Below are 635 nucleotides of genomic sequence, written 5' to 3' on the forward strand. Positions count from 1 at the left end.
TAGGTTACTAAGTAAGCTTTTTTTCAACATAAAATCCCCAATCATTACCTAAAATTCCCTATTCTCGGGCACATTTCCCCCTTTTCACGCGGCAGCAGACACACGAAGCCTGTTGGCAGCTTTCAGCAGGTTGATACAAATCGCTTTCAAATGACTTTGCGCAGTCACTTTCAATAAGCCGAAGTAAGCCGCACGGTGGTAGCGGAATTTACGGTGTAGCGTACCAAAGCTCTGTTCCACCACATAACGCGTTTTCGACAATTGCTTATTTCTTGCTTTATCTTCTTCAGTTAACGGATGACCCCGGTGCGCCTTACGCATAATGCCGTCTGAAAGTCCTTTTTGTTGCAGTAAGGCTCGATTGGCTTTACTGTCATATCCTTTGTCAGCATAAACCTTGGTGCCTTCGGCAATATCTTGCAGCAACGGTTCAAAGTGATTGCATTCGTGTTCGTTGGCCGGACTGATGTGCAGTTTCTCGATATAGCCTTCATGATCGGTACGGGTATGCTGTTTATAGCCGAGTTTGAACTTACCGTCCTTCTTCACCCAGCGGGCATCTTGGTCTTTGCTGGGGGTGTTTTCTGAAACCACACCGTTTTCATCAGTTTCAATCGCCCGTCGCTGTTTGCCGC

At 46.6% G+C, this 635-nt stretch carries 1 protein-coding gene; it reads right to left on the reverse strand.

Going from position 1 to position 635, the window contains the following annotated elements; translation table 11 throughout:
- Nucleotides 1–84: 84 nt before the first annotated feature.
- Nucleotides 85–635: IS5 family transposase (locus CRG49_RS13030; RefSeq protein ID WP_157807910.1), on the reverse strand; the 551-nt coding region annotated here is incomplete at its 5' end.

The sequence above is a fragment of the Neisseria sp. N95_16 genome (assembly GCF_002551535.2).
In the GTDB taxonomy this organism is placed as follows: Bacteria; Pseudomonadota; Gammaproteobacteria; order Burkholderiales; family Neisseriaceae; genus Neisseria; species Neisseria brasiliensis.